The organism is Roseateles rivi, from assembly GCF_043555845.1.
Classification (GTDB): domain Bacteria; phylum Pseudomonadota; class Gammaproteobacteria; order Burkholderiales; family Burkholderiaceae_C; genus Roseateles; species Roseateles rivi.
In genome coordinates this window covers 252158-275149 of sequence record NZ_JBIGHZ010000001.1, presented here as the reverse complement: position 1 = coordinate 275149, position 22992 = coordinate 252158, and the positions used below count along the sequence as shown (strand labels likewise).

The following is a 22992-nucleotide window of genomic DNA, read 5'->3' as shown; positions in this document are numbered from 1 at the left end:
CACCGCTCACATCTCTAGCGAAAACACCATGTCTCGATTGACCTCTCTGACTGGCCTGAGCGCCATCGGTCTGGCCTGCGCACTGGCCAGCCACGGCGCGCATGCGCAAGCCTCCGGCTACTACCGCTACCCCGCGCTGCAGGGCGAGCAACTTGTTTTCGTGGCCGAGGGCGACCTCTGGCGCAGCGCCAGCGGCGGCGGCACGGCCCAGCGCCTGACCACCCACCCTGGCACCGAGAGCTTCCCGGCCCTGTCGGGCGACGGGCGCTGGCTGGGCTTTGTGGGCCAGTACGACGGCAGCGCGGGCGACATCTACGTCATGCCCGCTGCCGGTGGCGTGCCCAAGCGCCTGAGCTGGGAGAGTTCCAACCAGCTGCGCGTGTGGGGCTTTAGCGCCCAGGGCGAGCTCATCTACAGCGGCCCCACGCTCAGCGGCCAGCCCGGCACGCAGCTGTTTGCCGTGAACATCACCAGCGGTCAACGCCGCGCCCTGCCCGTGGGCCAGGCCAGCGACGGTGCTTTGAGCGCCGATGGCAAGACGCTTTACTTCACCCGCAACGGCCTGCGCGGCGACAACGCCCGGCTCTACCGCGGCGGCGCGCTGGCGCGGCTGTGGCAGCTGGACCTGAGCGGCCAGGCCGAGGCACGCCCGCTGCTGGACGACGGCCACAACAACCGCCTGCCCCTGCTTTGGCGCCAAGCCAATGGGCAGCAGCGCGTGGCCTTTTTGTCCGACCGCGACGGGCGCTTCAACATCTGGTCTGTCAATGCACAAGGGCAAGACCTGCGCCAGCACACCCATCACAAAGACTGGGATGTGCGCCACGCCAGCCTGGACGGGCAGGCACTGGTCTACGCCCTGGGCGCAGACCTCTACCGCCTGGACCTGAGCAAGGGCAGCGAGCAAAAGCTCGCCATCGCGCTGGGCGGCGACTTTGACCAGCAGCGCCAGCGCTGGGTCACCAAGCCGCAAGACTTCCTCACCCACAGCGCGCTGTCGCCCGACGGCGAGCGCGTGGTGCTGACCGCACGTGGCCGCCTCGCCACCCAAGGCGTGGGCGCCCTGCGCCGCGCCGAGCTGCCCGCCCCCGCCCAAGCCCCCGACGCGGGACGCTGCCGCGAGGCCAGCTTCAGCGCCGACAGCAAGAGCGTTTTTGCGCTGTGCGACTACAGCGGCGAGGTGGAGGTCTGGCGCTTTGCCGCCAATGGCCTGAGCGCGCCGCAGCAAATCACGCGCGACGCCAAAGCCATGCGCATGCGCCTGGCGCCATCGCCTGACGGGCGCTGGCTGGCGCTGGCCGACAAAGAGGGCCGCATTCAGCTCACCGATCTGCAGGCCAAAGACCCGGCATCGGCCACGCGCGAGATCGACCGCGACCGCATTGACAACAGCTGGGACGCGCTGCGCTGGTCGCCCGACAGCAAGGCCCTGGCCTATGTGCGCAACACCAGCAACCCCTGGCGCAAGCAGCTCATGCTCTACACCTTGGGCGACGGCCAAGTGCAGCAGCTCAGCAGCGACCGCTACGACGCCCAGCAACCGGCCTTCAGCCCCGATGGGCAGTGGCTGTACTTCCTCTCGCGCCGCCACTTTGCGGTGAGTGCGGACTCCAGCGTCTGGGCCGACCGCAATATGGGCCCGCACTTCCCCAAGGGCTGGAAGGTCTACGCCCTGGCCCTGCAGCCCGGCCTGCGCTCGCCCTTTGCCGTACCGGATGAACTCGCCCGCGGCGAGGACAAGGCCGAGAGCAAAGCCCCGGCCAAAACAGAGGCCAAAACAGATACCAAAGCGGACGGCAAGGCCGACGCCAAAGCCGCCAGCAGCAAGCCCGCGCTGCCCGCCATCGTCAGCGCTGGTGTGAGCCAGCGGCTCTACGAACTGCCCGTGCCCGCCAGCAACTGGCAGCAACTGCAAGTCAGCGCCAAACGCCTGTGGCTGCTGGACCATGAAGGCCGCAGCAACAGCCTCAAAACCGTGGCCATCGACCCGCTGGACAACAAGCCCGAGACGGTGGCCGAACAGGTGCAGGACTTCGAGCTCAGCGCCGACGGCAAAAAGCTCATGCTGCGCCGTGGCGCCGCCACGCCTGAAATCCTCATCGTCGAAGCCGCGCCCAAGCTGCCCGCCGACACCGCCAAGCAGCAGGTGCGCTGGGCCGACTGGCACATCCGCACCGAGCCCAAGGCCGAATGGCGCCAGCTCTTTGCCGACGCATGGCGCATGCAGCGCGACTACTTCTACGACAAAGACATGCACGGCGTTGACTGGGTCGCACAGCGGCGCAAGTACGAGCCCCTGGTCGAGCGCGTGACCGAGCGCGGCGAACTCACCGACTTGATGCAGCAAATGGTGGGCGAGCTCAGCCTGCTGCACAGCCAGGTGGTTGCGCGCGATGTGCGCAAAGCCCCCGACGAACCCGGCCTGGCCGGTCTGGGCGCGCAGCTGGAACGCGACCCCAAAGGCTGGCGCATCGAGCGCATCTACCGCCACGACCCCGAGCTGCCCAGCGAAGCCGGGCCTCTGGGCGCAACCGGCCTGAACATCGCGCCGGGCAGCGTCATCACCGCCATCAACGGCCAAGCCGCGGCCAATGCGCCGCACCCGGCAGAGCTGCTGCGCGGCCACGCGGGCAAGCAGGTGCTGCTGCAGCTCAGCGAGCCCAACGGCAAAAGCCGCAGCGTGGTCGTGACCCCGGTGGACGGTGCGCGTGAAGGTCAGCTGCGCCTGCAAGACTGGCGCCGCAGCCGCGCCGAGCTGGTGGAGAAGGCCGGTCAGGGCCGCATTGGCTACCTGCACCTGCGCGCCATGACGGCCGAGGACATTGCCGACTTCGCGCGTGAGTTCTACGCCCAAGTCGACCGCGAAGGCCTCATCATCGACGTGCGCCACAACGGCGGCGGCAACATCGACAGCTGGATTCTGGAGAAGCTGCTGCGCCGCGCCTGGGTGTTCTGGCAACCGCGCTCGCCCGAAGGCGCTGCGCCCTACCCCAATATGCAGCAAGCCTTTATGGGCAAGGTGGTGGTGCTGGCCAACGAGGACACCTACTCCGACGGCGAAACCTTCACCGAAGGCTTCAAGCGCCTGCAACTGGGCCCAGTGATTGGCAAAACCACCTCCGGCGCGGGCGTGTGGCTGTCTGACCAAAACCGCCTGCTGGACAACGGCATCATGCGGGCCGCCGAAACCGGCCAGATGCTGATCGACGGCCGTTTCGTCGTCGAAGGCCTGGGCGTGACCCCGACCATCGAGGTCGACAATCCACCGCGCGCCCACGCCCAGGGCCGCGACGCCCAGCTCGAAGCTGCCCTGGCCTGGCTCAAAGACGCCAGCGCCCAGCAAGCCCGCCAGCTGCCCAAGCCCGGCCCCTATATGCGGCCGCTCCAGCGCTGAGCGCAGGCAGCACACCCACCAAGCACAAGGGCCCCTCGGGGCCCTTGTTGTTTACTTCTTGGCATGACCTGGCTGTTGCCCTAGACACGCGGCATATCTGAATCGCGACAAGCACTCATGCCGCCTTCGACCTGGTACAGGGGGTGCCCTTGCACCTGGGCTCGCGTGCTCAGGAAATCGACAAAGGCCTTCACCTTTGCACTGGCCAGTCTGCGCGATGCATGCAGCACCCACAGTTCTGCAGGGCGGTCGGAGGCCGGCCCCCAACTGACCAGCCGTCCCGAGGCCAGATCTTCGCAGACTGCCAGCTGCGGGAGCCTGGCGATACCCAGGCCGGTGAGGGCTGCGTCGCGCATCATCAGCAGCGTGGGCAATTCCAGCACCGTTTGGACCGCGAACTCCCGCGCACCCGCACCGCCCAGGCGCCACTGCGCCAAGGGCCGAATCCCGCTGCGGGCGATCACCGGCACGGTCAGTGCGGTGCCACTCCCTTCCTGGCCGGCGCGAGCGTAGCGGCGCTTGAGCTCCGGGGTGGAAACAACGAGCACCGGGTCCTTCCGGAAGCAACGCCCGACCAGCGCCGAGTCCGGCTCCGGGTTGACGCGGATGACCACGTCATAGCCTTCGCTCACGAGGTCCACCGGCCGGTCTTCCAGCGTGATGGCCAGTTGCACCTGCGGATAGGCCTGGGTGAATTCGGCTGCCACGCGCCCCATCACCAGTTGGCCGGTGAGCACCGGCGTGTTGACGCGCAGCAACCCATGCGCCTCGGTGCGGCCTTCGCGCAGCGCCTCGGCTGCCTCAGCAATTTCCCGCAGGGGCCCACCCGTGCGTGCCAGCAGCATCTGGCCTTCTTCCGTCAGCCGAACCGCTCGTGCGGTGCGCTCCAGAAGCCGCACCCCCAACGCTGATTCCAGCTCCATGACGCGGCGTGACAGGCTGGCCTTGGGCCGACCGCTGAGGCGACTGGCCTGCGCAAAGCCGCCATGCTTGGCCACGAGAAGGAAGTCTGTCAGTTCATCCAGATTCATATTGATCCAAATTCGAGACGTAGCGTCTTGATCAATGGTATGTCGACTCGAATTTGGGTTCCTATCATTTCTTCGCCCTGAACCGCGCCGCCGCGCACCAACACTCCACGGATACATCGCCATGACCATGCTCATCACCGGTGCCACCGGCTCCATCGGCAGCCTGCTGCTGCAGCAGCTGACCGATGCCAGGACCTCATCTGCACGCCCTGCCGAAGGGCTCACGATCCGCGCCCTGACGCGCGACCCATCGAAAGCCCGGCTGCCGCAGGGCGTGGTGCCAGTGGCCGGCGACATGCTGAACGTGTCGGCCATGCGCGAGGCCCTGCAGGGCGTCAAGACACTCTTCCTGCTCAACAGCGTGGCCACCGACGAGTTCACACAGGCCGCGCTGACGCTCAACCTGGCCCACGAAGCTGGCGTGACACGCATCGTGTACTTCTCGGTCTTCAACGGCCAGCGCTTTAGCAATGTGCCGCACTTCGCCGCCAAGGCCAGCATCGAGCGACTGATTGCAGACCTGGGCCTGCAGGCCACCATCCTGCGCCCCAACTGCTTCATGCAAAACGACGCGGCCTACTTCCAGCAGGTCCTGCTGGGCCCGGGCCTGTACCCCTTCCCGATCGGCGACCAAGGCGTCTCCATGGTGGACACGCGCGACATTGCCGAGGTGGCAGCCAAGGCCTTGCTGCAACGGCACCAGTCTGCTGACCTTCTTCCCACCGAGGTGATTCCTCTGGTCGGACCCGATGCCCTCACTGGCGCGGGCATTGCCGCCATTTGGTCGAGCCTGATGGGCAAGACCATCACCTACACCGGCCCCCACACCACGACCTTTGAGGCCAACCTGGCCCAACACCTGCCGAGCTGGATGGCCATGGACATGCGCCTGATGCTCGACCGCTTCTGCCACGACGGCATGGCCGCTTCGGCCGATGACTTGGCCCGGATGACCCACTGGCTGGGCCGCGCGCCACGCAGTTACGCCGCGTTTGCCGCCGAAACGCTGGCGCAGTGGCAGGCCTGATCACGCGTAGCCCAAAGGGACTGGCCTCTGCACGAGTCGTTTAGCTGAATCTGACAGAACATTGCATGAATCACACGCCCTCCGTCTGCGCGCCGACCGTCATCGGCATACCCGCCAAGATCGGCGCTTGGCTGTTCGTGCTGTGGGGCGTGCTGCATGTGTGGGTGGGTGCTGAGGGCTTGCGCCAGGTCCGCTGCTCACGTCATTTCTTTTTCTTCTTCCCCTGGTCGTAGTGCCACTTGATCGCGAAGAACATGCCCGTGCCGAACACGAGGACCTTGAACGCGAGGAGGAAGATGGGGATCAATTCCATGATTTTTGTAGGTCCGGTCTGTGACTGACAGGGTCAGTTTTGAATGGATGGATCGCAAAACGCAGCCCTTGCATCGTAAGCCCGCAAGGACTGAGCAGCAGGCAATGCCGCGGGGCAGATTCCGGGCTCATGCGGTCATCCGGCACGCCCAGGCTCAGAGCAAACCGGTGCTGGGGCGTTCGTGCTGCGCACCCACCTCGGGCTGGGTGAGGAACTCCACATAGAAGCGCACCTCGCCCTCAGGGGCCACGCTGTGGAGTTCTTCAGGGCGAATCACACCCGGGGCGGACTCAGGCGTGAGCAGCTCTTGCCACGCGATGCCCGGCACGCGGTACCAGAGCTGGCCTTGCAGCACGTGGATCAGGGCCCAGGTGCCAGCGCGCGTGTGGTGGTCGCGCAGCAGGCCTGCGGGCAGGCTGTCCCGGGTGAATTCGGGCGTTCGGCGGTAGGCCTGCAGCCCTGCGGGCAAGGTGGGTGCGTGGGGCGGACGGGGCGTCATGGCAGTGTGTCTCCAGGGTCAGGAACCATGGCACAGCCGCAACTCCGCGGCACGGGCATGCGCCTGCAAGCCCTCGCCATAGGCCAGCGTGGCGGCAATCGGGCCCAGCACCTGGGCGGCAGCCGCACTGACCTCGATGAGGCTGCTGCGTTTTTGGAAGTCCATGACGCCCAGCGGCGACGAGAAGCGCGCCGTGCCGCTGGTGGGCAGCACGTGGTTGGGGCCCGCGCAGTAGTCGCCCAGGCTCTCGCTGGTGAAGGCGCCCAGAAAAATGGCCCCGGCGTGGCGCAGCAGGGGCTCCCAGCGGTGCGGGTCGGCGCAGCTGATTTCCAGGTGCTCGGGCGCCACGCGGTTGGACAGCGCGCAGGCCTCTTCCATGCTGCGCGTTTGGATGAGCGCACCGCGCCCTTGCAAGGAGGCGCGGATGACGGCCTCGCGCGGCAGCGTGGGCAGCAGGCGCTCCATGGCCTGGGCCACGGCGTCGAGGTAGGCGGCGTCCGGGCACAGCAGCAGGCTTTGCGCGAGCTCGTCGTGCTCGGCCTGGCTGAACAAGTCCATGGCCACCCAGTCCGGCGGCGTGCTGCCGTCGGCCAGCACGAGGATTTCGCTGGGGCCGGCAATCATGTCGATGCCGACTTGGCCGAACACATGCTTTTTGGCGCTGGCCACATAGGCATTGCCCGGGCCGGTGATTTTGTCCACGCGCGGCACGGTGGCTGTGCCGTAGGCCAGCGCGGCCACGGCTTGTGCCCCCCCGATGGTGAAGGCGCGGTGCACGCCCGCCACGTGCGCAGCGGCCAGCACCAGGGGGTTTTTCTCGCCCCCTGGCGTGGGCACAACCATGACGATATCGCCCACGCCCGCGACCTGCGCGGGAATGGCGTTCATGAGCACGCTGCTGGGGTAGGCCGCTTTGCCGCCGGGCACGTAGATGCCCACGCGGTCCAGCGGCGTGACTTTTTGGCCCAGCAAAGTGCCGTCTTCATCGCGGTAGCTCCAACTCTGGCCGCAGGCCTGCAGCTGGCGCTCGTGGTAGCGGCGCACGCGCGCGGCGGCGGCCTGCAGGGCTTCGCGCTGGACGCTGCCCAGGCTCTCAAACGCCGCGCGCAGCTCGGCGCTGGAGAGCTCCAGCGCCGCAGCGTGATCGAGGTGCAGACGGTCCCAGCGCGCCGTGTATTCCAGCAAGGCGGCGTCGCCGCGGCTGCGCACATCGGCCAGGATGGCCTGCACGCCCTGCTCGATAGCGTCGTCGGTCTCGCCGGACCAGTGCAGCACGCGCGCAAAGCGGGCCTCGAAGTCAGCGTCCTGGGTGTTGAGGCGGTGCATCAAGCTCATGGGGGGCTCCTTATTGCGGTCGGGGCTCAGGCGGCGGGTGCGGCAGACACGGCGCTGGCAAAAGCGTCCAGCATGGGCCGCAGGCGGGCGCGCTTGAGCTTGAGGGCAGCCTGGTTCACCACCAGGCGCGAGCTGATGGCGCAGATCTGCTCCACCTCCACGAGCCGGTTGGCGCGCAGCGTGGCGCCGGAGGACACCAGGTCGACGATGGCATCAGCCAAGCCGGTGAGCGGGGCCAGCTCCATGGAGCCGTAGAGCTTGATCAAGTCCACGTGCACGCCTTTGTCGGCAAAGTGCTGGCGCGCGATGTGTGTGTACTTGGTGGCCACGCGGATGCGCGAGCCCTGCTGCACGGCGCGGGTGTAGTCGAAGTCGGCACGCACGGCCACGCTCATGCGGCAAGCGGCAATGCGCAGGTCCAGGGGTTGGAACAGGCCCTGGCCACCGTGCTCGATGAGCACATCCAGGCCCGCCACGCCCAGGTCGGCACCGCCATGCTGCACATAGGTGGGCACATCGGTGGCGCGCACCAGCACCACGCGCACGTCCTCGTGGTTGGTGCTCAGAATGAGGCTGCGCGAGTGCTCGGGGTCGTCCCGCACCTCAATGCCAGCGGCGGCCAGCAGGGGCAGGGTCTCGTCAAAGATACGGCCTTTGGAGAGGGCCAGGGTGATCATGTCGCGGGTCCTTCGTGCGTGAAAAGTGGTTCACGGCGGGAGGACGGCGACGGGGCGAGCTGACTGCGCTGACCGCGCCGCCACCCGCCACGTGTTGCGGGAGGCGGCTAGCCGTGATGGTGGTGGGAGCTGGGCGCAGCGGCGTGCTCGGCCGGCGTCAGCGTCTTCATCGACAGCGCGTGGATCTGCTCGCGCATGCGTTCGCCCAGTGCCTGGTACACGCGCTGGTGGCGGCGCACACGGCTCAGGCCTTCGAATTCGGCGGAAACAATGGTGGCAAAGAAATGGCGTCCATCACCCTGCACTTGCAACTCGGTGCAAGGCAGTCCATCGGCGATGTATTGCTGAACTTCGGTAGGGGTAGGGTCGGCCATAGTGGGAGGGATTCTACTCAGCCCCGGATCTTGTAGCCGCGCGCCAGCAAGACCAGGGTCAGGCTGGAGACCGCCACAAACGCCGTGCCCACCACGCTCAGGCTCAGCCAGGGCGAGACATCGCTGACGCCAAAAAAGCCGTGGCGAAAGCCGTCGATCAAATAGAAGATGGGGTTGAAGTGGCTCAGCCCCTGCCAAAACGGCGGCAGCGAGTGCACCGAATAGAACACGCCGGACAAAAAGGTCATGGGCATGATGACGAAGTTCTGGAACGCCGCGAGCTGGTCGAACTTCTCAGCCCACAGCCCCGCCACCACGCCCAGGCCACCCAGCGTGGCCGCGCCCAGCAGCGCAAAAACAAGCACCCACAGCGGCTGCACCAGCGGCAGCGGCGCCATCCAGAAGGTCACCAGCAGCACGCCCAAACCCACGCACAGACCACGCACCACCGCCGCCCCCACATAGGCCGCAAACCAGGCCCAGTGCGACAGCGGCGTGACCAGCAGGAACACCAGATTGCCGGTGATCTTGCTCTGGATGAGGCTGGAGCTGCTGTTGGCCACGGCGTTTTGCAGCACCGTCATCATCACCAGCCCGGGGATGAGAAAGCTGGTGTAGGGCACGCCGCCCCACACCGTGACGTGGTCTTCCAGCACATGGCCAAAGATCAGCAGGTACAGCAGCGAGGTCAGCACCGGGGCCGCCACGGTCTGGAAGCTGACCTTCCAAAAGCGCAGCACTTCTTTGCGAAACAGGGGCAGAGCGCCAGCGAGCATCACAGCCCTCCTTGTGCGGGCGCGGGGGCCTGCATGATGTCCAAGAACACGTCCTCCAAATCGGCGCGGCCGATCTCCAGGTCCTCCACCCCCACCTGGGCTTGGCGCAACTGCGCCAGCAGCTGCTCCACCTCGGTCGCGTGGTGGGCTTTGATTTGCACCAGGCGCCCCGTCACCCGCGCCTGCGCGGCCAGCGCGGGCGGCAGCGCCGCGTCGGTCTTGAAGCGCAGCATGGTTTGCGCCGTGCCTGCCAGCAGCTCGGAGGTGGCCTTGAGCGCCACCAGGCGCCCACCCTTGAGCATGGCAATGCGCTGGCACAGGGCCTCGGCCTCTTCCAGGTAATGCGTGGTCAGCAGCACGGTGTGGCCCTCTTTGTTGAGCCGCGCAATGAAAGCCCACAGCGTCTGGCGCAGCTCCACATCCACGCCAGCCGTGGGCTCGTCCAGCACGATCACCGGCGGGCGGTGGACCAGGGCCTGCGCCACCAGCACGCGGCGCTTCATGCCGCCCGAGAGCTGGCGCATATTGGCCTTGGCCTTGTCCGCCAGGCCCAGGTTTTCCAGCAGCTCGTCGATCCAGGCGCCGTTGTTCTTCACGCCGAAATAGCCGCTTTGGATCTCCAGGGTTTCACGCACATTGAAGAAGGGGTCGAACACCAGCTCCTGCGGCACCAAGCCCAGCGCGCGGCGCGCGGCGGCGTAGTCGCGCTGCACATCGTGGCCCAGCACCGTGACGCGGCCCGCACTGGGCTGCGAGAGCCCAGCCAGGATGCTGATCAAGCTCGTCTTGCCCGCGCCGTTGGGCCCCAGCAGGCCGAAGAACTCGCCGGGGCGGATGTCAAAGCTGACATCCTGCAAGGCCTGCACTTGGCCGGATCGGTAAGTCTTGCTGACGTGTTCAAAGCGCACAGCGGCGCTGGGTGCGGAGGGCGGGGACTGGGTCATAGCGGGCCATTCTAGGGAGCAAAGCGGCGCCCTCCTGCACAAAGGCGCAGTGGTGCCAGAATGACCGTGCACCGCAACCCACACCCATGGTCACCAAGAAGCCGCGCCGTACCGCCGAACGCATCCTTGAAGTCACGCTGGACTTGTTCAACCGCTTTGGCGAGCCCAATGTGTCGACCACGCTGATCTCGTCGGAGCTGGGCATCAGCCCGGGCAACCTCTACTACCACTACCCGGCCAAGGACGAGCTGATCAACGCACTGTGCGGCCGCTACGAGGCCGAGCTCAATGCGCTGCTGGAAGCGGCCGACAACGTGCAGCATGTGGAAGACGCCTGGCTCTTCCTGCACATGCTTTTTGAGCTAATCTGGCGCCACCGCTTTCTCTACCGTGACCTCAACGACCTGCTCTCCAAAAACCGCATGCTGGAGACCCGCTTTCAGTCCGTGCTGCGCAACAAAACCGACGCCATGCACCACCTGCTGCATGGGCTGCAGCGCAGCGGTGCGCTGACCATGCAGCCGCGTGAGCTGCCGCCCACGGCGCACGCCATGGTGGTGCTCTTGAGCTACTGGATGAGCTACGAGTACGTGCGCGCGCCGCGCGATGCGCTCGAACCCAGCGCCGCAGCCAGCGGCATGATGCGTGGCGCCTTTCACGTGCTAGGCCTCTTGCTGCCCTATCTGGAGCCCAGCTCCAAGCAATATCTCTTCACCCTGGCCGCGCAGTACAAGGCTGACGCGCCGTTTTAAGCCCTGCCCACCGGAGTTCTTCATGGACTTGCAAGCTCAGTTCGAAGCCGCTGCGGCCGCTTCGCAAACCCTGGAACAGCGCCCCGACAACATGACGCTGCTGCGCCTCTACGCGCTCTACAAGCAAGGCAGCCAGGGCGACGCCAGCGGCGAGCGCCCGGGCATGACGGACTTTGTGGCGCGCGCCAAATTCGACGCCTGGGCCATGCTCAAGGGCACGGCACAGGACGAGGCCAAACGCGCCTATATCGAGCTGGTCAACGAGCTGCGCGGCTGAGGGCGGCGCAGCCCCTCAGGTCGGCGCCGCCTCGACCTGCACCAGGCAGTCGTAAAACGTCGCACCGGCGGCGATGTCGGTGAGGCCCTGGTGCGTCACGGCGTTGACGTTGCGCCCGCCCGGCGAGAGCTTGTGCCACCAGATGCCCAGGCCGTTGACCACGCCGGGGCGAGCGCGGGCGTTGAGCGCCAAGCGGCACACCAGGCTGCCGCGCTCATTGAAGATGCGCACCATGCTGCCGTCGGCCAGGCCGCGCGCAGCGGCGTCTTGCTCGTGCATTTCCAGGCGCGGCTCGGCCTCGATGTCGCGCAGGCTCTTCACGTTCACAAAGCTGCTGTTGAGGAAGTTGCGCGCAGGCGGGGAAATCATGGCCAGCGGGTAGCGCTGCGCCAGCTCGGGGCTGCTGCGGGCGCTTTCGTAGTTGGGCACATGGTCGGGCAGGCCCCATTGCGGGCTGAGGCATTGCACCTTGCCGTTGGCAGTGGGAAAGCCGCCTTGGGCAAAGGGCGCGTCCGGCAGAGGAATGCTCCAAAAGCCCTGCTCGCGCAAGGCCGCCTGGTCCACCTCGGCGGTGAAGGCCTGGGCGGCCAGGGCTTCGTCACTTTCTTGCAGCAAGGGGTCGTCCAGGCCCATGGCGCGGGCCAGCTCGCGAAAGATCTGGGTGTTGGGCTTGGCCTCGCCCAGCGGTGCGATGGCCGGGTTGTTGCGCAGCAAATCGGTGTGGCCGTAGCTGGTGTGCACGTCCAGGTGCTCCAGCTGCGTGGTGGCGGGCAGCACGTAGTCGGCGCAATCGGCGGTGTCGGTCATGAAGTGCTCCAACACCACCGTGAAAAGGTCGCTGCGCTGAAAGCCCGCCACGACCCGGCTGCTGTCGGGTGCGACGGCCACGGGGTTGCTGTTGTAGACCACCACGGCCTCGATGCGCGGGCCAAAGCTGCCACCGCCGCTGTGCAGCAGGGCGTCGCCCACGGCGCTCATATTGATCAGGCGGGGCTGGCGGCCACGCAGCAGCTCGGGCCGGTTCAGGGCCTGACTGTTTTTGAACGGCGCGGCCCAGCCCGATGCTGACAGCAAGAGCCCGCCCGCAGGGTGCTTCCAGGCCCCGATCAAGCAGGGCAGCAGCGCAATCAGGCGCACGGCATTGCCGCCGCCGCGCACGCGCTGCATGCCGTAGTTGAGCCGGATGGCCGCCGGCGCGCTGTGGGCGTAGTCGTGGGCCAGCTGGCGCACCTCCTCGGGCGTGAGGCCGCACACCTCGGCGGTGCGCTCAGGCGGCCACTGCAAGGCGCGTTCGCGCAGCAGCGGCCAATCGTCCACATGTGCTTCGATGTAGGCGTGGTCCAGCCAGTCGTGGGTGATGAGCTGGTGCATCAAGCCCAGCGCCAGCGCCCCATCGGTGCCGGGCAGCAGGGCCAGGTGCTGGTGGCATTTCTCGGCCGTTTCGGTGCGGCGCGGGTCGATGCAAATCAGCCGCGCTCCGGCGCGCTTGGCCTGGTTGGCGTAGGTCCAGAAATGCAGATTCGACGCAATGCTGTTGCTGCCCCAGATGAGGATGAGCCGGCTCTGCGCGAAATGGCGCAGGTGCATGCCCACGCGGCTGCCGTAGGTGGCGTTGAGCGCCTCGGCACCCGCGCTGGCGCAGATGGTCTCGTCCAGGATGGATGCACCCAGGGTGTGGAAGAAGCGGTTGGCGATGGAGCCGCCCTGAATCAAGCCCATGGTGCCCGCGTAGTGGTAGGGCAAGATGGCCTCGGGCGCGCGCGCCGCGATGTCTTTGAGCCGCGCAGCAATGTCTTGCAGCGCCTCGTCCCAACTCACGCGCACGAAACGCGGCGCCTCGTGCTTGGCGCTGACGCGCTTCATGGGGTGCAGCAAACGCTCGGGGTGGTAGGTGCGCTCGGTGTAGCGCGACACCTTGGTGCACAGCGCGCCGTGGGTGCTGGCGTGCTCGCTGCGGCCCTGCACTTTGATGGCCACACCGTCTTGCACGGTGATTTGCAAAGCGCAGGTGTCGGGGCAATCGTGGGGGCAGGCACCGTACACGGTGCGCACGGTGGCGGGCGGCAAAGTGGGGGTTGCGTCAGCGGTGCTCATGCGCCGCATGATGGCATAGCGCAGGCGCCGAGCCTACACTGCCCTCTCCCCAAACGCCCGTGCCTGACACCATGAAGTTGATCGAACCCATCGTGCGTGAAGCCGACGCGCTGGCCGCCCTGCGCCGAGACCTGCATGCCCACCCCGAGCTGTGCTACGAGGAGCTGCGCACTTCGGAGCTGATTGCCAACACCCTGGAGCAATGGGGCATTGAGGTGCACCGTGGCCTGGGCAAAACAGGCGTGGTGGGTGTGGTGCGCGGGCACAGCGCGCCCGAGCGCTTGCTGGGTCTGCGTGCCGACATCGACGCCCTGCCCATGACCGAGGTGAACCGCTTTGCGCACGCCAGCCGCCATGCCGGCAAGATGCACGCCTGCGGCCACGACGGCCACACCGCCATGCTGCTGGCCGCGGCCCAGCACCTGGCCGCGTCGCGCGACTTCGCGGGCACCGTGGTGCTGGTGTTCCAGCCCGCCGAGGAAGGCGGCGGCGGCGCGCGCGCCATGATCGAAGACGGATTGCTGCAGCGCTTCCCGGTCGAGGCCATGTTTGGCATCCACAACTGGCCGGGCTTGGCTGAAGGGCAATTCGCCGTCAGCCCCGGCCCGGTGTTTGCCTCCAGCAATGAATTCAAAATCACCGTGCACGGCAAGGGCGCGCACGGCGCCATGCCGCATCTGGGCGTGGACCCCGTGCTGGCGGCCTGCCACATGGTGCTGGGCTTTCAGAGCATCGTCAGCCGCAATCTGCGGCCCATCGACACCGGCGTGATCTCCGTCACCATGGTGCAAGCGGGTGAAGCCACCAACGTCATTCCCGACCACTGCGAGCTGCAAGGCACGGTGCGCGCCTTCCGCCCCGAGGTGCTGGACCTGCTGGAGAGCCGTATGCGCCAGCTCGCCGACAGCACCGCCACCGCCTTTGGCGCGCGCTGCGACTTCCACTTCCACCGCAACTACCCGCCCACCATCAACCACGCCCGCGAAACCGCCTTTGTGCAGGCAGCGCTCAGCGACTGGCTGGGCCCCCAACAGGTGCTGCCCTTTGAACCCACCATGGGCGCGGAAGACTTCAGCTACTACCTGCAGCAGGTGCCGGGCTGCTACTTCCTCATCGGCAACGGCGAAGGCCAACACCGCCACGCCGGCCACGGCCTGGGCCCCTGCATGCTGCACAACCCCAGCTACGACTTCAACGACGCCCTCATCCCCCTGGGCGGCTCCATGTGGGTGGAGCTGGTGCAGCGCTGGTTTGCGCAGCCCCGCTGAGTGCCCCAGCGCGCGACAATTGCAGCCTCCCCCGCCAGCCAGCGGCCCGGCCACGGGCCCCGACGTATTGCCATGCCCATCACCCTCAGCCCCGAGCAAGAAGCCCAAATCCAGCAAGACACCCAAACCTGGCTGGAGCGCGCTGTCATTGGCCTGAACCTCTGCCCCTTTGCCAAAAGCGTGCATGTCAACGGGCGGCTGCGCACCGTGGTGAGCCTGGCCGACACGCCTGAAGACCTGCTGCGCGACCTCGCCCGCGAACTGCTGGCGCTGCGCCGCGCCGACCCCGAGGAACTGGAAACCACCCTGCTCGTGCACCCGGGCGTGCTCACTGACTTCCTGGACTTCAACGACTTCCTGGATGCCGCCGACGGCCTCATCGACGAACTCGAACTCGGCGGCGAGCTGCAAGTCGCCAGCTTCCACCCCGACTACCAATTCGCAGGCACCGAGCTGGACGACATCAGCAACTTCAGCAACCGCTCGCCCTACCCCACGCTGCACCTGCTGCGCGAAGACAGCATCGAACGCGCCGCAGCCTCCATGCCCGACACCGACGCCATCTACGAAGCCAATATCGCCACGCTCGAAAAACTCGGCCTGGAAGGCTGGCAGGCCTTGGGATTGAAAACCCGCGGCTAGCGAGCCGTCAGATTTGACGTCGCGCAGTCCCTGGCTCAAGGCCAGCGCGCCAGCAGGCGCCACCCGCACGGCAGATAGAATGTGTAGCAAAATCAAATTTTGTACACACAATGCGAACCAATATCGAAATTGACGACAAGTTGATGAGCGACACCCTGCGCGCCACAGGCTTGAAGACCAAGCGTGAGGCCGTGGAGCTGGGGCTGCGCACGCTGCTTCTCTTGCGCCAGCAGGAAAAGATTCGACAGCTGCGCGGCAAGTTGGCGTGGCAAGGCGACTTGAACGCGATGAGGACTGACAAGTGATTCTTGTCGACTCCAGCGTCTGGATCGACTACTTCCGTGGCGCCGCAACGGCGCAGACCGAAAAGCTCGACAGCCTGCTCGGGCGTGAGCCGCTGGCCATAGGAGATTTGATCCTGGCGGAGGTCTTGCAAGGGTTCGCCAGTGATCGCGAGTTCAACCAGGCCCGAAAGCTACTCGACGCCCTGGAAGTTGTTGAACTCGGGGGCAAGGACATCGCCATCCAGGCCGCCAAAAATTTCAGGCTGCTGCGCGCGCGTGGCGTCACCGTGCGCAAAACGATAGACACGATCATTGCCACGCGCTGCATCGAAAGCGGATACACGCTGCTGCACGCTGACCGCGACTTCGAACCGTTTGTGCAGCATCTGGGCCTGCGCAGCGTGGTTCAAGGCGTCTAGCGCAGGCATTGAGCTGTCGGCTGCTGCGGGCTGCGCAGAGCGGGCTGGCCACAGCCCCAGGACCATGGCCCCCAAAAGATGTCCTGATTTGCCCCAACTGGGTCGGCATGTGGCGCGACACGGTGGGTGCGTGGCGGCACCATGAGCGTGTTCTTTCTTCCGCACCGGACCACGCCATGAACACCGCTTTGCTTTTGATTGACGTTCAAGAATCCTTCCGCCACCGCCCGTATTGGAACGAGGCCGAGTTGCCCGCTTTTCTGGACCGCTGCAATGCGCTGGTGGCGGGCGCACAGGCGGCGGGCATTCCCGTCGTGCGCGTGCTGCACAGTGATGGACCGGAGAGTGTCGACAACCCCTTCGCGCTGAAGTCGGGGCAGGTGCGGCCGCTGGAAGGCCTTGTGCCCTATGAGGCAGCGGCCGAATTCATCAAACACCGGCACAGCGCGCTGGTGGGCACGGGCTTGTCGGTGTGGCTGCATCAGCAGGGCATCAAGCGGCTCATCGTGGCGGGCATACGCACCGAACAGTGCTGCGAGACCACCACGCGCCACGCCAGTGATGAAGGCTGGGAGGTGGACTACGTCACCGAGGCCACGCTGACCTTTGCCATGCGCCACGACAGCGGCGTGTGGCTGAACCCAGCTGACATCAAGCTGCGCACCGAGACCGTGCTCAAAGACCGCTTTGCCCGCATCTGCACGGTGGCGCAGGCTTTGCAGCAAGCCGTGTCCTGATTTGACAGGCACACTGGCCGGCATGAGCACCACCCCTGAGCTGACTGAGGCGGTATTCCTGCTGGAACCGCACACCCTGCTGCTGGATGTGGCCGGGCCGGCCGAGGCGCTGCGCCTGGCCAACCAGGCTTTGCAACGGCAGGGGCGCCCGCCCGCCTTCAGGCTGCGCTATGTGGCGGCGCAGCCTGATGTGTTGAGCTCGGTGGGGCTGAGCTTGGGCCCGCTGGAGCCGCTGCCGCAGGCCTTGCAAGCCCAGAGCTGGCTCTTCCTGCTGGGCTGCCGCCACGCCCAGCCGGGTGAGCCCGCACCGGGCAGCGCGCAGCGCGCCGATGCCCTGCGCACCCAGCGCTGGCTGCATGGGGTGGGCCAGCAGCTGCTGCAGCAAAAGCAAGGCCGCTTGGTGGGCATTTGCTCGGGCACTTTGCTGGCGGCCCAAGCCGGCTTGCTCAGCGGGCGGCGCTGCACCACCCATCATGAGTTGCTGGACGCGCTGCGCCGGCACGCACCGCAGGCCGAGGTGGTGGACAACCGCGTGTTCGTGCTGGATGGCGCGCTGGCCAGCAGCGCGGGCGTGACGGCGGGCATCGACCTCACGCTGCATTTGATTCAGCTGCGCTGCGGCGATGCCATTGCTGCCAGTGTGGCGCAGACCATGGTGGTGTACCTGCGGCGCAGCCCGCAGGACCCACAGCTCTCGCCCCTGCTGGCGCACCGCCACCACCTGCACCCGGCGGTGCACCGCGTACAAGACGCGCTGTGCGCGCAGCCGGGCAAACCTTGGTCGCTGCAGAGCATGGCCGAGGTGGCCCATGTCACACCGCGTCACCTCGGGCGCTTGTTTGGCGAGCACGCGGACACCACGCCGCTGCGCTATTTGCAAGCCATACGTCTGGAGCTGGCACGGCGTGCCCGCCAACAGGGCCAGAGCCTGGCCGATGCAGCCGCGCTGGCGGGCTTCAGCTCCGAGCAGCAGTGGCGGCGTACCCAGCGCGCCCACGCGGCGCTGGGTGTAAACACCGCCCCTCGCAAACCCTAGTTTGAACGGCTATCGCCCAGTCCCCAAGAACGGCTTCATAGACTGGACTGGCGCCTGCATTGAGGCCACGCCCTATGCAGGCGTTCCTATTCGTCGTTCATTCAAGAAGTCATGTCCTACACGTCCGCTTTCAAGCTCAGCCTGCTGAGCGCCGCTTTGCTCTCCACCGTGGCCCAGGCTGAAGTCCGCACCGACTACCTCAGCAAGGTTCGCCCTCAAATCAAGTTCAATGAACTGACCCGCCAGGACAAGCAGGTGCTGGCCGAAGAGGCGCAAAAACTGCTGCGCGACCTCTACGTCAACCGCTACGACAAAGACCTCTACTACGGCACCAGCCCGAATTTCAAAGGCCACGTCAATCCGGCGCTAGCGGTGCAACAGGTGGTCAACCGCCTGGACAGCATCAGCACCGCCCAGCTGCACGCACAGCTGAGCCAGATTTTTGTGAATCAGCGTGACCTGCACCTGAACTACAACTTCCCCGCACCGCACTCGGCCTTCATCACCTTCTTGCCCTTCCAGCTGACACGCACCAGCTCGGCAGCTGATGCCAACGAGGTGCGCATTGGTTCGCTGTTCCGCGGCTTCTTCGAGGCCTTCTACCCCGGCCAGCGCAAGCCCGCCGTGGGCGACCAGGTGCTGGAGTACAACGGCCTGCCCATCGCTCAGGCGGTGCAAAACGCCGTCATCTCGGGCAATGGCGCCAACCTGTACGCGGGCTTTTCGCGCGCACTGCAGCACCTGACTTTTGTGTCGCAAGCCTCGGCCCTGCCGCCCAGCAGCGATGCCGTGAGCCTGAAGCTGCGCTCGGCCCAGACCGGTGAGGTCTACAGCGTCAACCTGCCCTGGCTGACCCAGTACGACGACGCCGACCTGGCGCCCTCCACGCAGACCGCCGCCGCCAGCCAGGACGCCCTGGTGCAAGCTACGGCACTGAGCCAAGACAACTACCAGGACCGCTACAACGCCTTTGTGGCGCGCAACAGCCAGATCAGCGACACCGAGCTGGGCGCCATCACCAAGCTCGCCACGCCCGAGCCCAGCATCAAATACGCGGTGGTGAACAAGGGCGACAAGAAGGTGGGCTACATCAGCATCGGCAGCTTTGTGCCGCAGCTGGGCGACAACAATGCGCTGGCCATCATCAGCACCTTGCTGCGCAACCAACTCGCCGCCACCGACGCGCTGGTGATCGATGTGCGCAACAACGGCGGCGGCAGCATCGTCTACGCCGACAAGCTGCCCCAGCTCTTCATCCCGGGCAATGCCAAGACCAACTCGGCACGCTTCCTCAACACCAAGCTGAACTTTGATTTCCTCAACCAGGACATCTTCAAGTACTACTGGCCCAACTGGGTGAAGGTCATCACCGAGGCCCAAGGCACGGGCCAGCGCTTCAGCAAGACCGAGGTCTTCACCTCGCCCACCGACGCCAACTTGCTGGGCCAGGCCTATTACAAGCCCGTGGGCGTGCTGGCCAACGCACGCAGCTACTCGGCCACCGACTTGTTCACCTGCGCCATGCGCGACAACGGCGCAGCCACCATCTTTGGCGAAGACGCCAAGACCGGTGCAGGCGGCGCCAACGTGCTCACGCAAGACTTCTTTGCCGCCCTGGCCCCGCAGTACTTCAAGCCCCTGCCCGGTGGCGTGAGCATGCGCGTGTCCTGGCGCCAGAGCGTGCGCAACAACTACAACAACGACATCATCGAAGACCACGGCTGCGATGCCCAAGTGCAGGTGCCGCGTACCCTCAGCGACCTGAGCAACGGCGACCAAACCCAGTTCGACAAAGTGGCCGCCACCCTGCTGGCCCAGCCCGCGCCCAAGTCCACGCACCGCGTGAGCCTGCCCGCCACCAGCACCGTCACGCTGCCCGCAGCCACGCGCAGCCTGTCGCTGGAGGTGAACAACACCGAGCACGTGCTGGTCTACGTCAACGGCGCGCTGCTCAAGCGCAGCTACGTGGGTGTTTATGGCGGTGCGCGCACCGTGGCCGTGGACTTGCCCGCCAAGGTCGCCGGTGAGCGCTACCACCTGGCCATCGTGGGTGTAGACGGCGGCCAGCGGCCGCTGTGGAACACCAAGCGGGTCGTTGTGGTCGGCAACTAAACCAGACTGAGCCCCGCCAGCGCCTTGTGCCGCCGCACAAGGCGCTTTTTCTTTGGGCGTTTGCACCACAGCGCACCGCGCCGGGTCACAACAGTGCAGCAGCCGTGATGGGCGCCGCAGCCCTGCAAGTTCAAAACAAAGGCGGACATGTCCCCTGTCAAGCAGCCTCCACGGACTTCTGTTACCTTGCCGGGAAATCAAGATTCGAGGAGCCCAATTTGAGCAACTGGCAGCAGCGACTGAACGCGCTGGACCGCACACGACTGCAAGGCATGCGCCGCGGCGTCGAAAAAGAAAGCCTGCGCGCGCTGGCCGATGGCTCATTGGCGCTCACCCCTCACCCGCGTGCGCTGGGCTCGGCGCTCACCCACCCCAAGGTCACCACCGATTTCAGCGAGTCGCAGCTGGAGCTCATCACTGGCGTGCACGCCAGCGCTCAAGACTGTGTGCAAGAGCTCATCGAGATCCATCAAGCCGTCTACCACTGCCTGGACGACAGCGAGTGGATGTGGGCCTCCTCCATGCCCTGTCGGCTGCCTACGGACGAAACCATTCCGCTGGGCCGCTACGGGCACTCCAACATCGGGCGCGCCAAAAGCATTTACCGCATGGGCCTGGGCCACCGCTACGGCCGACGCATGCAAACCATCTCGGGCATTCACTACAACTGGTCGCTGCCGGGCTTGAGCAATGCCGAGTATTTCGGGCTCATCCGCAACTTCCGCCGCCACAGCTTTTTGCTGCTGACGCTGTTTGGCGCCTCGCCCGCACTGTGCGGCAGCTTTGTGCAAGGGCGCCAGCACGAGCTGCAGCCCCTGAGCCCCGGCACACTGCACATGCCCTGGGGCACCTCGCTGCGCATGGGGCGGCTGGGCTATCAAAGCGATGCACAGGCCGAGCTGGCCGTGAGCTACAACTGCCTGGACGGCTATGCCGCCTCGCTGCACGGCGCCATGACCCAGCCCTACCCGACCTACGAACAGGTGGGCGTGCGCAACCCCGGCGGGGACTACAACCAGCTCAGCACCGCGCTGCTGCAAATCGAAAACGAGTTCTACGGCACGATCCGCCCCAAGCGCACCATACGCCCGGGCGAACGCCCGCTGCACGCCCTGCGCGAGCGCGGTGTGGAGTACGTGGAAGTGCGCTGCATGGACCTCGATCCCTTCGAGCCCGTTGGCATTTCAGCCGACACCATGCGCGTGCTGGACCTCTTTTTGCTGCACTGCCTGCTGCACGACAGCCCGCCCGACACGCCTGAGGAAATCGCCCGGCTGGGGCGCAACCAGCTGCGCACCGCCAACCAGGGCCGCCAGCCCGGGCTGGAGCTCGAAGGCCCGCAGGGCCCGGTCACGCTGGCCGCCTGGGGGGCCGCGCTCTTGCAAGAGTTGCAACCCATTGCCCAGTGGCTGGACACCCAGCTGGAGCACAGCGACTACAGCCGCGCCCTGGCCCAGGCCACCCAGCAGTGGCAGCAGCCCGAGCAACTGCCCTCGGCGCGCGTGCTGGCGCAAATGCTCTCGCACCACGAAGGTGCTCACCTGAGCTTTGTGCGCACGCAGTCCGAACGTGCGCGCGATTGGGTGCGCGCCCAAAGCGCCCCGGCTGACCTGGCCGCGCGCTTTGCCCAGACCGCCATGCAGTCCCTGGCCGAGCAAGCACGCATCGAAGCCGCGGACCACCTCAGCTTCGAAGAGTTCCGCCAGCGCTATATGGACCCAGCACAGCTGGGGGTGTGAGGGTGGAGACGGAGCAAGGCTGAGATAATCGCCCGCCTCCCACTGCCCAAAACCCTGCTCATGACCGCAGCTCCTGTCGTCCTTGTCACTGGCGCGGCGCGCCGTATCGGACGCCAGATCGCCCAAACCCTGGCTGCCCGCGGCTGGCGGCTGGCCCTGCACTGCCACACCTCGCTGGACGACGCGCAGGCGCTGCAGGCCCAATTGCAAAGCCAAGGCTGTGAGGCCGCCGTGTTCCAGGCCGACCTCGGCGACGAGGCCGCCTGCCTGGGCCTGGGTGCGGCCGTGCTGGCGCAGTTCGGGCGCTGGGACGCGGTGGTGAACAACGCCTCGCTGTTCGAGCACGACACCGTGTTCAGCGCCAGCGCCGCGTCGCTGGACCGGCATTGGCGGGCCAACACCCTGCCCGCGCTGCTGCTGTCGCGCCAGTTGCATGCGCATTGCCAGGGCGCCCAGCGCCAGGGCTGCGTGGTCAACATCTCGGACCAAAAGCTCTGGAACCCAAACCCAGACCACCTCTCCTACACCCTCTCCAAGGCCGCGCTCGAAGCGGCCACCACGCTGCTGGCCCAAGGGCTGGCGCCGTGGGTGCGTGTGTGCGGTGTTGCACCCGGGGTGAGCCTGCCTTCGGGCCCCATGACTGCGGCGCAATTCCAGGCCGCGCACCAACTCACGCCGCTGGGCCGTTCTTCAACCCCCGAGGACATCGCGCGTGCGGTGGCCTTCATGCTGGAATCTCCGGCCATCACCGGCAGCACGCTGCTGGTCGACGGTGGGCAACACCTCGCTGCCCAGCCCCGTGATGTGCTGTTTCTGACCCCTGACCCTCAACCCACCTCCTGATTTATGCCAGCCGCACTCTCCCATCCCGCCCTGATCGACTGCCGGCGGCTCTTTTTGCGCAACTACGAGGTGTGGATCAACATCGGCGTGCACGACTTCGAAAAGCGCGGAGAGCAACGCATCCTGATCAACGTCGACCTCTACATCCCTCTGTCCAGCTCCACGCCGCAGCGCGATGAGCTCGACGAGGTGGTGGACTACGACTTCATCCGCCGCACCATTGCCGAGCGCGTCAGCCAGGGGCATATCCACCTGCAAGAAACCCTGTGCGACGACGTGCTGCGCCTGATGCTGGCCCACCCGCGGGTCAAAGCTGCCAAGGTTTCCACCGAAAAGCCCGATGTCTACCCGGACTGCGAGTCGGTCGGTGTTGAAGTGTTTGCCCTCAAGTCCACCTGAGCCCCAGGTCTGCCGTATTG

At 66.4% G+C, this 22992-nt stretch carries 23 protein-coding genes; 15 read left to right on the top strand and 8 right to left on the bottom strand.

From position 1 onward, the window contains the following. Positions 1 to 28 precede the first annotated feature (28 nt). Positions 29 to 3394, top strand: coding sequence for a S41 family peptidase (locus tag ACG0Z6_RS01225; RefSeq protein WP_394458054.1), 3366 nt, complete (start codon positions 29 to 31; stop codon positions 3392 to 3394). Between the two features lie 80 nt (positions 3395 to 3474). Here ACG0Z6_RS01225 and ACG0Z6_RS01220 read toward each other — a convergent pair whose 3' ends face one another. Then, the gene (locus ACG0Z6_RS01220) at positions 3475 to 4560 is read right to left on the bottom strand and encodes a LysR family transcriptional regulator (RefSeq protein WP_394458053.1); all 1086 of its coding nucleotides are present in this window, start codon (positions 4558 to 4560) and stop codon (positions 3475 to 3477) included. Here ACG0Z6_RS01220 and ACG0Z6_RS01215 point away from each other — a divergent pair. After that, positions 4547 to 5452 carry an SDR family oxidoreductase gene (locus tag ACG0Z6_RS01215; RefSeq protein ID WP_394458051.1) on the top strand — a complete coding sequence of 302 codons (906 nt, stop codon included), beginning with the start codon at positions 4547 to 4549 and terminating at the stop codon, positions 5450 to 5452. The genes ACG0Z6_RS01220 and ACG0Z6_RS01215 overlap by 14 nt on opposite strands. Before the next feature lie 65 nt (positions 5453 to 5517). After that, positions 5518 to 5685 carry a hypothetical protein gene (locus ACG0Z6_RS01210; protein WP_394458049.1) on the top strand — a complete coding sequence of 56 codons (168 nt, stop codon included), beginning with the start codon at positions 5518 to 5520 and terminating at the stop codon, positions 5683 to 5685. Between the two features lie 234 nt (positions 5686 to 5919). Here the strand turns inward: ACG0Z6_RS01210 and ACG0Z6_RS01205 are convergent, their stop codons facing one another. The 6 genes from ACG0Z6_RS01205 to ACG0Z6_RS01180 form a co-directional block, all read right to left on the bottom strand. After that, a complete protein-coding gene (locus ACG0Z6_RS01205; RefSeq protein WP_394458047.1) occupies positions 5920 to 6264 on the bottom strand; it encodes a TehB family protein in 345 nt (114 codons plus the stop codon). An 18-nt stretch (positions 6265 to 6282) separates the two neighbouring features. Continuing rightward, positions 6283 to 7599: a histidinol dehydrogenase gene (gene hisD, locus ACG0Z6_RS01200; RefSeq protein ID WP_394458044.1), complete on the bottom strand. Its 1317-nt coding sequence runs from the start codon at positions 7597 to 7599 to the stop codon at positions 6283 to 6285. Between the two features lie 26 nt (positions 7600 to 7625). Further along, positions 7626 to 8276 (bottom strand): ATP phosphoribosyltransferase, encoded by a 651-nt coding sequence (gene hisG / locus ACG0Z6_RS01195; protein WP_394458041.1) that lies wholly within the window; start codon positions 8274 to 8276, stop codon positions 7626 to 7628. 107 nt (positions 8277 to 8383) lie between these two features. After that, on the bottom strand, positions 8384 to 8650 hold the full coding sequence (locus tag ACG0Z6_RS01190; RefSeq protein ID WP_394458039.1) for a BolA family protein: 267 nt from the start codon (positions 8648 to 8650) through the stop codon (positions 8384 to 8386). A 17-nt stretch (positions 8651 to 8667) separates the two neighbouring features. Continuing rightward, complete coding sequence (locus ACG0Z6_RS01185; RefSeq protein WP_394458037.1) at positions 8668 to 9426, bottom strand: ABC transporter permease; 759 nt, start codon at positions 9424 to 9426, stop codon at positions 8668 to 8670. Continuing rightward, positions 9426 to 10370, bottom strand: coding sequence for an ABC transporter ATP-binding protein (locus tag ACG0Z6_RS01180; RefSeq protein ID WP_394458035.1), 945 nt, complete (start codon positions 10368 to 10370; stop codon positions 9426 to 9428). Before ACG0Z6_RS01180 ends, ACG0Z6_RS01185 begins: the two co-directional genes overlap by 1 nt. 86 nt (positions 10371 to 10456) lie before the next feature. On the opposite strand from ACG0Z6_RS01180, the gene ACG0Z6_RS01175 reads away from it, so the two are divergent. Together ACG0Z6_RS01175 and ACG0Z6_RS01170 are read left to right on the top strand one after the other, a co-directional pair. Next, positions 10457 to 11122, top strand: coding sequence for a TetR/AcrR family transcriptional regulator (locus tag ACG0Z6_RS01175; protein WP_394458033.1), 666 nt, complete (start codon positions 10457 to 10459; stop codon positions 11120 to 11122). Between the two features lie 22 nt (positions 11123 to 11144). After that, the gene (locus ACG0Z6_RS01170) at positions 11145 to 11399 is read left to right on the top strand and encodes an acyl-CoA-binding protein (protein WP_394458031.1); all 255 of its coding nucleotides are present in this window, start codon (positions 11145 to 11147) and stop codon (positions 11397 to 11399) included. 15 nt (positions 11400 to 11414) lie between these two features. Here the strand turns inward: ACG0Z6_RS01170 and ACG0Z6_RS01165 are convergent, their stop codons facing one another. Further along, positions 11415 to 13493: a molybdopterin-containing oxidoreductase family protein gene (locus ACG0Z6_RS01165; RefSeq protein ID WP_394458028.1), complete on the bottom strand. Its 2079-nt coding sequence runs from the start codon at positions 13491 to 13493 to the stop codon at positions 11415 to 11417. A gap of 71 nt (positions 13494 to 13564) precedes the next feature. Between ACG0Z6_RS01165 and ACG0Z6_RS01160 the strand changes: the two genes are divergently transcribed. The 10 genes from ACG0Z6_RS01160 to ACG0Z6_RS01115 all read left to right on the top strand — a co-directional run bounded on the left by ACG0Z6_RS01160 (position 13565) and on the right by ACG0Z6_RS01115 (position 22972). After that, on the top strand, positions 13565 to 14761 hold the full coding sequence (locus tag ACG0Z6_RS01160; protein ID WP_394458025.1) for a M20 aminoacylase family protein: 1197 nt from the start codon (positions 13565 to 13567) through the stop codon (positions 14759 to 14761). 72 nt (positions 14762 to 14833) lie between these two features. Continuing rightward, positions 14834 to 15403 (top strand): DUF1415 domain-containing protein, encoded by a 570-nt coding sequence (locus ACG0Z6_RS01155; protein ID WP_394458023.1) that lies wholly within the window; start codon positions 14834 to 14836, stop codon positions 15401 to 15403. 110 nt (positions 15404 to 15513) lie between these two features. Beyond that, positions 15514 to 15708 (top strand): type II toxin-antitoxin system VapB family antitoxin, encoded by a 195-nt coding sequence (locus ACG0Z6_RS01150; protein WP_394458021.1) that lies wholly within the window; start codon positions 15514 to 15516, stop codon positions 15706 to 15708. Further along, complete coding sequence (vapC, locus tag ACG0Z6_RS01145) at positions 15705 to 16106, top strand: type II toxin-antitoxin system VapC family toxin (RefSeq protein WP_394458019.1); 402 nt, start codon at positions 15705 to 15707, stop codon at positions 16104 to 16106. The genes ACG0Z6_RS01150 and vapC overlap by 4 nt, the downstream gene beginning before the upstream one ends. A gap of 176 nt (positions 16107 to 16282) precedes the next feature. Beyond that, positions 16283 to 16843, top strand: a complete 561-nt coding sequence (locus ACG0Z6_RS01140; protein ID WP_394458017.1) for an isochorismatase family protein — start codon at positions 16283 to 16285, stop codon at positions 16841 to 16843. Positions 16844 to 16865: 22 nt separating this feature from the next. Then, positions 16866 to 17879, top strand: a complete 1014-nt coding sequence (locus ACG0Z6_RS01135) for a GlxA family transcriptional regulator (RefSeq protein WP_394458014.1) — start codon at positions 16866 to 16868, stop codon at positions 17877 to 17879. 111 nt (positions 17880 to 17990) lie between these two features. After that, on the top strand, positions 17991 to 19991 hold the full coding sequence (locus tag ACG0Z6_RS01130; RefSeq protein ID WP_394458012.1) for a S41 family peptidase: 2001 nt from the start codon (positions 17991 to 17993) through the stop codon (positions 19989 to 19991). 218 nt (positions 19992 to 20209) lie between these two features. Then, positions 20210 to 21730 (top strand): glutamate--cysteine ligase, encoded by a 1521-nt coding sequence (gshA, locus tag ACG0Z6_RS01125; RefSeq protein ID WP_394458010.1) that lies wholly within the window; start codon positions 20210 to 20212, stop codon positions 21728 to 21730. Between the two features lie 60 nt (positions 21731 to 21790). After that, on the top strand, positions 21791 to 22573 hold the full coding sequence (locus ACG0Z6_RS01120) for an SDR family oxidoreductase (RefSeq protein WP_394458008.1): 783 nt from the start codon (positions 21791 to 21793) through the stop codon (positions 22571 to 22573). Between the two features lie 3 nt (positions 22574 to 22576). Next, positions 22577 to 22972 (top strand): dihydroneopterin aldolase, encoded by a 396-nt coding sequence (locus ACG0Z6_RS01115; protein WP_394458005.1) that lies wholly within the window; start codon positions 22577 to 22579, stop codon positions 22970 to 22972. Positions 22973 to 22992: the final 20 nt, after the last annotated feature.

What these genes read in the sequence shown, in the direction of transcription:
- ACG0Z6_RS01210 (WP_394458049.1), top strand. Translation starts at nt 5,518, where the DNA reads ATGAATCACACGCCCTCCGTCTGCGCGCCGACCGTCATCGGCATACCC.
- ACG0Z6_RS01130 (WP_394458012.1), top strand. Translation starts at nt 17,991, where the DNA reads ATGTCCTACACGTCCGCTTTCAAGCTCAGCCTGCTGAGCGCCGCTTTG.
- ACG0Z6_RS01135 (WP_394458014.1), top strand. Translation starts at nt 16,866, where the DNA reads ATGAGCACCACCCCTGAGCTGACTGAGGCGGTATTCCTGCTGGAACCG.
- ACG0Z6_RS01140 (WP_394458017.1), top strand. Translation starts at nt 16,283, where the DNA reads ATGAACACCGCTTTGCTTTTGATTGACGTTCAAGAATCCTTCCGCCAC.
- ACG0Z6_RS01120 (WP_394458008.1), top strand. Translation starts at nt 21,791, where the DNA reads ATGACCGCAGCTCCTGTCGTCCTTGTCACTGGCGCGGCGCGCCGTATC.
- ACG0Z6_RS01190 (WP_394458039.1), bottom strand. Translation starts at nt 8,650, where the DNA reads ATGGCCGACCCTACCCCTACCGAAGTTCAGCAATACATCGCCGATGGA.
- ACG0Z6_RS01160 (WP_394458025.1), top strand. Translation starts at nt 13,565, where the DNA reads ATGAAGTTGATCGAACCCATCGTGCGTGAAGCCGACGCGCTGGCCGCC.
- ACG0Z6_RS01225 (WP_394458054.1), top strand. Translation starts at nt 29, where the DNA reads ATGTCTCGATTGACCTCTCTGACTGGCCTGAGCGCCATCGGTCTGGCC.
- ACG0Z6_RS01150 (WP_394458021.1), top strand. Translation starts at nt 15,514, where the DNA reads ATGCGAACCAATATCGAAATTGACGACAAGTTGATGAGCGACACCCTG.
- ACG0Z6_RS01185 (WP_394458037.1), bottom strand. Translation starts at nt 9,426, where the DNA reads ATGCTCGCTGGCGCTCTGCCCCTGTTTCGCAAAGAAGTGCTGCGCTTT.
- ACG0Z6_RS01215 (WP_394458051.1), top strand. Translation starts at nt 4,547, where the DNA reads ATGACCATGCTCATCACCGGTGCCACCGGCTCCATCGGCAGCCTGCTG.
- hisD (WP_394458044.1), bottom strand. Translation starts at nt 7,599, where the DNA reads ATGAGCTTGATGCACCGCCTCAACACCCAGGACGCTGACTTCGAGGCC.
- ACG0Z6_RS01220 (WP_394458053.1), bottom strand. Translation starts at nt 4,560, where the DNA reads ATGAGCATGGTCATGGCGATGTATCCGTGGAGTGTTGGTGCGCGGCGG.
- ACG0Z6_RS01155 (WP_394458023.1), top strand. Translation starts at nt 14,834, where the DNA reads ATGCCCATCACCCTCAGCCCCGAGCAAGAAGCCCAAATCCAGCAAGAC.
- ACG0Z6_RS01170 (WP_394458031.1), top strand. Translation starts at nt 11,145, where the DNA reads ATGGACTTGCAAGCTCAGTTCGAAGCCGCTGCGGCCGCTTCGCAAACC.
- ACG0Z6_RS01115 (WP_394458005.1), top strand. Translation starts at nt 22,577, where the DNA reads ATGCCAGCCGCACTCTCCCATCCCGCCCTGATCGACTGCCGGCGGCTC.
- hisG (WP_394458041.1), bottom strand. Translation starts at nt 8,276, where the DNA reads ATGATCACCCTGGCCCTCTCCAAAGGCCGTATCTTTGACGAGACCCTG.
- ACG0Z6_RS01205 (WP_394458047.1), bottom strand. Translation starts at nt 6,264, where the DNA reads ATGACGCCCCGTCCGCCCCACGCACCCACCTTGCCCGCAGGGCTGCAG.
- ACG0Z6_RS01175 (WP_394458033.1), top strand. Translation starts at nt 10,457, where the DNA reads ATGGTCACCAAGAAGCCGCGCCGTACCGCCGAACGCATCCTTGAAGTC.
- ACG0Z6_RS01180 (WP_394458035.1), bottom strand. Translation starts at nt 10,370, where the DNA reads ATGACCCAGTCCCCGCCCTCCGCACCCAGCGCCGCTGTGCGCTTTGAA.
- ACG0Z6_RS01165 (WP_394458028.1), bottom strand. Translation starts at nt 13,493, where the DNA reads ATGAGCACCGCTGACGCAACCCCCACTTTGCCGCCCGCCACCGTGCGC.